Origin of the sequence: Burkholderia sp. Ac-20353 (assembly GCF_017104785.1) — a bacterium.
In the GTDB taxonomy this organism is placed as follows: Bacteria; Pseudomonadota; Gammaproteobacteria; order Burkholderiales; family Burkholderiaceae; genus Burkholderia.
On sequence record NZ_JAAGPL010000321.1, the window covers coordinates 1 to 6,104 of the forward strand.

Annotated in this window: 6 protein-coding genes and 1 pseudogene; 6 read left to right on the forward strand and 1 reads right to left on the reverse strand. The window is 68.3% G+C overall.

Annotated elements, in window-relative coordinates:
- The 4 genes from G3N94_RS39050 to G3N94_RS39065 form a co-directional block, all read left to right on the forward strand.
- The coding region (locus G3N94_RS39050; protein ID WP_277398606.1) for an exodeoxyribonuclease VII large subunit at nucleotides 1–240 on the forward strand (240 nt) is incomplete at its 5' end.
- A 222-nt stretch (nucleotides 241–462) separates the two neighbouring features.
- Nucleotides 463–1,041, forward strand: a complete 579-nt coding sequence (sodB, locus tag G3N94_RS39055; protein WP_205799544.1) for a Fe-Mn family superoxide dismutase — start codon at nucleotides 463–465, stop codon at nucleotides 1,039–1,041.
- 287 nt (nucleotides 1,042–1,328) lie between these two features.
- The gene (locus tag G3N94_RS39060) at nucleotides 1,329–2,642 is read left to right on the forward strand and encodes an MFS transporter (RefSeq protein ID WP_205799545.1); all 1,314 of its coding nucleotides are present in this window, start codon (nucleotides 1,329–1,331) and stop codon (nucleotides 2,640–2,642) included.
- Between the two features lie 16 nt (nucleotides 2,643–2,658).
- Nucleotides 2,659–4,002, forward strand: coding sequence for an MFS transporter (locus G3N94_RS39065; protein WP_205799546.1), 1,344 nt, complete (start codon nucleotides 2,659–2,661; stop codon nucleotides 4,000–4,002).
- A gap of 47 nt (nucleotides 4,003–4,049) precedes the next feature.
- On the opposite strand, the gene G3N94_RS39070 is transcribed toward G3N94_RS39065, so the two are convergent.
- On the reverse strand, nucleotides 4,050–4,757 hold the full coding sequence (locus G3N94_RS39070; protein WP_205799547.1) for a Crp/Fnr family transcriptional regulator: 708 nt from the start codon (nucleotides 4,755–4,757) through the stop codon (nucleotides 4,050–4,052).
- Between the two features lie 82 nt (nucleotides 4,758–4,839).
- On the opposite strand from G3N94_RS39070, the gene G3N94_RS39075 reads away from it, so the two are divergent.
- Nucleotides 4,840–5,367, forward strand: coding sequence for an Mpo1-like protein (locus G3N94_RS39075; RefSeq protein WP_205799548.1), 528 nt, complete (start codon nucleotides 4,840–4,842; stop codon nucleotides 5,365–5,367).
- Nucleotides 5,368–5,369: 2 nt separating this feature from the next.
- Nucleotides 5,370–6,011: pseudogene (locus G3N94_RS39080) on the forward strand (2-dehydropantoate 2-reductase); the annotation flags it as partial.
- Nucleotides 6,012–6,104 lie beyond the last annotated feature (93 nt).

Genomic DNA, 6,104 nt, shown 5'->3' on the forward strand with positions numbered 1-6,104 from the left:
AAGCGCCGTCACGAGCGCGACACGGCGCGCGTGGCAGCCTGTGCGGCGCGGCTCGAGGTGCTGAGTCCGCAACGCACGCTCGAGCGCGGCTACGCGGCGCTGATCGATGCGCAGACCGGCCGTGCGGTGCGCGCGCCGAGCGCGCTGAAGCCGCAGCGGCGCCTGACCGTGCACCTTGCCGAAGGCTCGGCGGACGTGTCGCTCGCCGACGTGCAGCCGCGGCTGTCGGATACGTTCTGACGGAACGGCGGCGCGCGGCGGCACCGGCCGAGCGCCGCGCATCGATCCGTCGGGCAGGCGCGTATCGTGCTCGTCGTCTGTCCGGACGTTGCGCGAACGCCGGTTTTCCGCATACCGCGGATAAATGGCCCGTGAGTTTGCGGGGTTATTCTTCCTCGCCTACAATCGGACGCTCGGCAGCATTCAACACAGCCTCCCTACATACTCAACGAAGGAATCGCCATGGCTCATACGCTCCCGCCGCTCCCGTACGCTGAAGACGCGCTCGCGCCGACCATCTCGCAAGAGACGATCCAGTACCACTACGGCAAGCATCACCAGGCTTATGTGACGAACCTGAACAACCTGATCCCGGGCACGGAATTCGAAAACCTGTCGCTGGAAGAGATCGTGAAGAAGTCGTCGGGCGGCATCTTCAACAACGCCGCGCAAATCTGGAACCACACGTTCTTCTGGAACAGCCTGTCGCCGAACGGCGGCGGCGCACCGACCGGCGCGCTCGGCGACGCGATCAACGCGAAGTGGGGTTCGTACGACGCGTTCAAGGAAGCGTTCACGAAGGCTGCAGTCGGCACGTTCGGCTCGGGCTGGGCATGGCTCGTGAAGAAGGCCGACGGTTCGCTCGACATCGTGTCGACGAGCAACGCGGCAACGCCGCTGACGACGGACGACAAGGCGCTGCTGACGATCGACGTGTGGGAACACGCGTACTACATCGACTACCGCAACGCACGTCCGAAGTTCGTCGAAGCGTTCTGGAACATCGTGAACTGGGACTTCGCAGCGAAGAACTTCGCGTAAGCGATTTCCCTGCGCGCTTGCCACGCGGCCCGCACCGGCCGCGCGGCATCCCGGAAAAGCCCTCCATCGCGAGGGCTTTTTGTTTTTGTGCGCCGTGCTGATTGTGCGCGCCGCACGGCGCGCGTTTCATCGAGCCTTATAACCACAGGCAATCAGCCGATGCCATAAATTCAATAGACGCTCGCGAGGCCGGCTCCGACACTCCTTTCCAGCAATTCGTGACACGAATGACGGCGCGCATCGAGACCCCGCCACGGGGCAGCGCGACGGCCCCTGGAGGAGACACCATGTTTCAACGCCCCCGCGTCAGTCGGTCGATACTCGCGCTGATGTGCGCGATGTCGTTCATCATGTACCTCGATCGCGTGAACCTGTCGGCGTCCGCCGGCGTGATTCGCGACGACCTGCATCTGTCCAATACCGGCGTCGGTCTCGTGTTCGCGGCGTTCGCGTACACGTACGCGATCTGCCAGGTCCTGGGCGGCTGGGCGAGTGACCGCTACGGCGCCAAGCGCACGCTGATCGCGTGCGCGACCATCTGGATCGTCGCGACCGTCGCCACCGGGCTGGCGGGCGGCCTTGCGTCGCTGTTCTGCGCGCGCATGCTGCTCGGCGTCGGCGAGGGCGCCGCGTTGCCCGCGCAGGCCCGCGCGCTGACCAACTGGTTCCCCGCCGGGCGGCGCGGCTTCGTGCAGGGGCTCACGCATTCGTTCTCGCGGCTCGGCAATGCGGTGACGCCGCCGCTCGTCGCGTTCGTCGTCGCGCTCGCGTCATGGCGCGCATCGTTCATCGCGGCGGGGGTGCTCACCGCGGTGTGGGTGATCGTCTACGCGTGGTACTTCGCGGACGATCCGCGCCGGCACCGCCACATGTCCGCCGACGAAGCGGCCAGTCTGCCGCCCGCCCGCAGCGACGCCGGCGCCGACGCACGCGTCCGCACGCCGTGGCGGCGGCTTCTCGCACGCGTCGCGCCGACGATGGTCGTGTACTTCTGCTACGGCTGGACCGGCTGGCTGTTCTTCACGTGGCTGCCGAGCTTCTTCATGCACGGCCGCGGGCTCGACCTGAAGCAGTCCGCGTTCTTCTCGGCCGGCGTGTTCCTGTCGGGCGTCGTCGGCAACACGGCGGGCGGCGTGCTGAGCGATCGCGTGCTGAAGCGCACCGGGAACGTCGTCGCCGCGCGCCGCAACGTGATCATCGTCGCGTTCGTCGGCGCGCTCGTGTTCCTCGCGCCGGTGATGTTCGTCAAGTCGCTGACCGTGACTGCGATGTCGATGAGTCTGTCGTTCTTCTTTCTCGAGATGACGATCGGGCCGATCTGGGCGGTACCGATGGACATCACGCCGCTGCACGTCGGCGTCGCGAGCGGCCTCGTGAACGCGGGCTCCGCGATCGCGGGGATCTTCACGCCGATCGCGTTCGGCTTCGTCGTCGACCGCACGGGCAGCTGGACGCTGCCATTCGCCGGCTCGATCGCACTGCTCGTGCTCGGCATCGTGATGACGTTCTTCATGCGGCCCGACATTCCGTTGCGCGACGACACGCATATGGCGCCCGCGGACGACACGGCGCTCGGGCTGACCGGCCCGTCCGGGCGCTGAGCGGGGAGGCGTAACGATGAAACTGTCACCTGTCTCGAATTCGCCGGCGCTCGACGCCGCGACCCGCAAGGCCCGCCTGCGGCTACTGCCGTTTCTCGTGCTGATGTACGTGCTTGCGTTCGTCGATCGCGCGAACGTCGGATTCGCGAAGAACGTGCTGCAGGCCGATACGGGCCTGAGCGACGCAGCATTTGCGTTCGGCGCGGGCATCTTCTTCGTTGGCTACGCGCTGTTCGAAGTGCCGAGCAACCTGCTGATGCATCGCTTCGGCGCACGCGTGTGGATGAGCCGCATCATGCTCACGTGGGGCATCGTGTCCGCATGCACGGCGTTCGTGCACGACGCGGCGAGCTTCTACCTGCTGCGCGTGCTCCTCGGCATCGCGGAGGCCGGCTTTTTTCCCGGCATCATCCTGTTCCTGTCGAACTGGTTCCCGGTGCGCATCCGCGCGCAGGCGATGGGGCTGTTCTATTTCGGGCTGCCGCTTGCGCTCGTGCTCGGCAGCCCGGCGTCGGGCTGGTTGCTCGACCTGCCGATGCCGTTCGGCCTGCACCCGTGGCAACGGATGTTCGCGGTCGAAGGGCTCGCGGCCTCCGCGGTTGGCGTGATCGCGTTCTTCTACCTGACCGACCGGCCCGCAGACGCGCGCTGGCTGTCGGCCGACGAGCGCACGGCGCTCGTGGCGACACTCGGCGATGAGGACGCGCGCAAGCGCGCGCACGGCCCCGCATCGGTGATTGCCGCGCTGCGCGATCCGCGCGTGCTGTTCTTCAGCGCAATTTACTTCGCGATCCAGATCAGCGTGTACGGCGTCGTGTTCTACCTGCCGACGCGCATCGCCGGATTGACGGGCGGTCACGTTGGCATGACAGTGGGTTTGCTGACTGCGATTCCGTGGTGCGCGGCGATTCCTGGCACGTTCGCCGTCACGCGGCACGCGGATCGCTCGGGGCGGCATCGCGGATGGGCGGCCGCGATGCTCGCGCTTGCCGCGACCGGTATTGCCGCGTCGGCGCTCGGCACGTCGCTGCCCGTCGTGCTCATCGCGTTCTGCGTCGCCGCGACGGGATTCGTCGCGGTGCAGCCGCTGTTCTGGACGTTGCCGACCGGGTATCTCGGCGGCGCGGCCGCGGCGGGCGGGATCGCGTTCGTCAATTCGATCGGCAATCTCGGCGGCTTCGTCGCGCCGAATCTGAAGAGCCTTGCCGAACGCGCGGTCGGGTATCCGCAGGCCGGCATGCTGTCGCTCGCGCTGTTCGGTTTCATCGGCGCGGCGCTGCTGCTGATGGCCGGAACGCGGCGACGCGGGGAAACGGCGCGCGACGACAGCGCGTGGCGGGGGCAGCCGGGGCGGTCGTGAGCGTTGGCGCGGCGCACGGGCAGGGTTCCGCCGCGGGGTTCCGCCGTTTACCCCGCGTGGCCCGGCAGCCCGCTCGCGCGGCGTAGCGCATCGACATCGACGAGCTCGATTTCTCCGACGTGCAGCCGCACGACGCCGTCTGCCTGGAGCGACTTCAGCAACTGATTCGTGGTCTGCCGCGTCAGCGACAGCATCGCCGCGAGCTTTTCCTGCGACAGCCGGATCCGCGTGCGGCCGGCGCTGATGCCGCCGTAGCCGTCGGCGATCATCATCAGCCGCGCGGCAAGCCGCTGCGCGGCCGGCATCACGCTCATCGCCTCGACGGTCAGGAAGCTGAGCCGCAGCTTCTGTGCCATCAGCAGTGCGAACTGCCGCCAGTATTGCGGTGTCGCGTCGAGTATCGCGAGCAGCGCCGCCTGCGGCACGTGCAGCAGCAGCGCATCGTCGAGCGCGATCGCGTCGTGCGTGCGCGGCAGGCCATCGAACAGCGCGATCTCGCCGAACCACGTGACCGGCTCGGCAACTGTCAGGATCGCCTCCTTGCCCTGCGGATCGACCGCGCCTATCGTGAGGGAACCGCCCAGCACCGCATACAGCCCGCATGGCGGGTCGCCGCGGCGGAACAGCGCGTGGCCGGCCGGCAGCCGTCGCAATGCGCCATGCGCGAGCAGCTCCGTGCGCAGCGCGTGCGGCAGCGCAGCAAACCACGGGTGCGCGTCGAGTTGCGGCAGAAAGCGGTCGAGGGGCTCAGGCATGGGCGGCGCGATGTCGGGTAGCCGACAGAGGTTCTCGGGCGTGACGGGCATCATAGCGCGCAACGAACGACAAGGAGACGCGATGAAAACGCTCGAAGACCATCTTTCCCAATATGCGGCCTATCACCGCGACGCGCGCAACATCGCGACGCACCTGGTCGGCATTCCGATGATCGTGTTCGCGGTCGAGGTGCTGCTGTCGCGGCCCGCACTCGGCACGCTCGCGGGCGTCGCGCTGTCGCCGGCGCTGCTGCTCGCGATCGCGTTCGCCGTGTTCTACCTGCGTGTCGACCTGCGCTTCGGCATCGTGATGACGGCGCTGTTCGCGCTCGGCCTGTGGGCCGGGCAGACGCTTGCGACGCTGCCGACCGCGCAATGGCTCGGGATCGGCATCGGCGTGTTCGTCGTCGGCTGGATCGTGCAGTTCGTCGGGCACTGGTTCGAGGGGCGCAAGCCTGCGTTCGTCGACGATCTGGTCGGCCTGATGGTCGGGCCGCTGTTCGTCGTCGCCGAGGTCGCGTTCTTCGCGGGGCTGCGTGGCGACGTGCGGCGCGCGGTCGAGAAGCGGGCCGGGCCCGTGCACGGCGGCGCGCACGACGTGCACGTGTGAACGTGCCGATCGCGCGCATCTGCGTGTTCGGCGCGGGCGCCGTCGGCTGCTATCTAGGCGGCCGGCTCGCGGCGGCCGGCCAGGATGTCCGGCTGGTCGGCCGTGCACGGATCGGCGACGCGATCCGTGCGCACGGGCTCGCGCTGTCGGACCTTCGCGGCTATCGTGCGCGGCTCGCGCCGGCGGACGTCGCGTTCGGCACCGATGCCGCCGCCGCGGGCGATGCGCAACTCGTGCTCGTCACCGTGAAATCGGCGGCGACGCCGGACGCCGCGGCGCAGCTTGCCGGTGTGCTGCGGCCCGGCACGCTCGTGATCAGCTTCCAGAACGGCTTGCACAATGCCGACACGTTGCACGCCGCGTTGCCGCAAGCCACCGTGCTTGCCGGCATGGTGCCGTTCAACGTGATCGAACGGCAGCCGGGCGCATTTCACCAGGGCTCGGCCGGCGTCCTCGCGGTCGACGCGTCGGCTGCGCTGCAGCCGTTTGCCGACGCGTTCGCGCGCGCCGGGCTGCCGCTCGCGCAGCATCGCGACATGCGCGCCGTGCAATGGGCGAAGCTGCTGTTCAACCTGAACAACGCGGTCAATGCACTCGCGGACCTGCCGCTGCGCGACGAGCTCGCGCAGCACGCGTATCGCCGCGATCGGCAGGGCGTCGGGTAGGGAAAGAGTGTCGGAGACGGTGTAGGTCTCGGTGTGCGTCTGCGAATTAAACAACAACAGCAGGCGAGCCGT

What these genes read in the sequence shown, in the direction of transcription:
- G3N94_RS39060 (WP_205799545.1), top strand. Translation starts at nt 1,329, where the DNA reads ATGTTTCAACGCCCCCGCGTCAGTCGGTCGATACTCGCGCTGATGTGC.
- G3N94_RS39065 (WP_205799546.1), top strand. Translation starts at nt 2,659, where the DNA reads ATGAAACTGTCACCTGTCTCGAATTCGCCGGCGCTCGACGCCGCGACC.
- sodB (WP_205799544.1), top strand. Translation starts at nt 463, where the DNA reads ATGGCTCATACGCTCCCGCCGCTCCCGTACGCTGAAGACGCGCTCGCG.
- G3N94_RS39070 (WP_205799547.1), bottom strand. Translation starts at nt 4,757, where the DNA reads ATGCCTGAGCCCCTCGACCGCTTTCTGCCGCAACTCGACGCGCACCCG.
- G3N94_RS39075 (WP_205799548.1), top strand. Translation starts at nt 4,840, where the DNA reads ATGAAAACGCTCGAAGACCATCTTTCCCAATATGCGGCCTATCACCGC.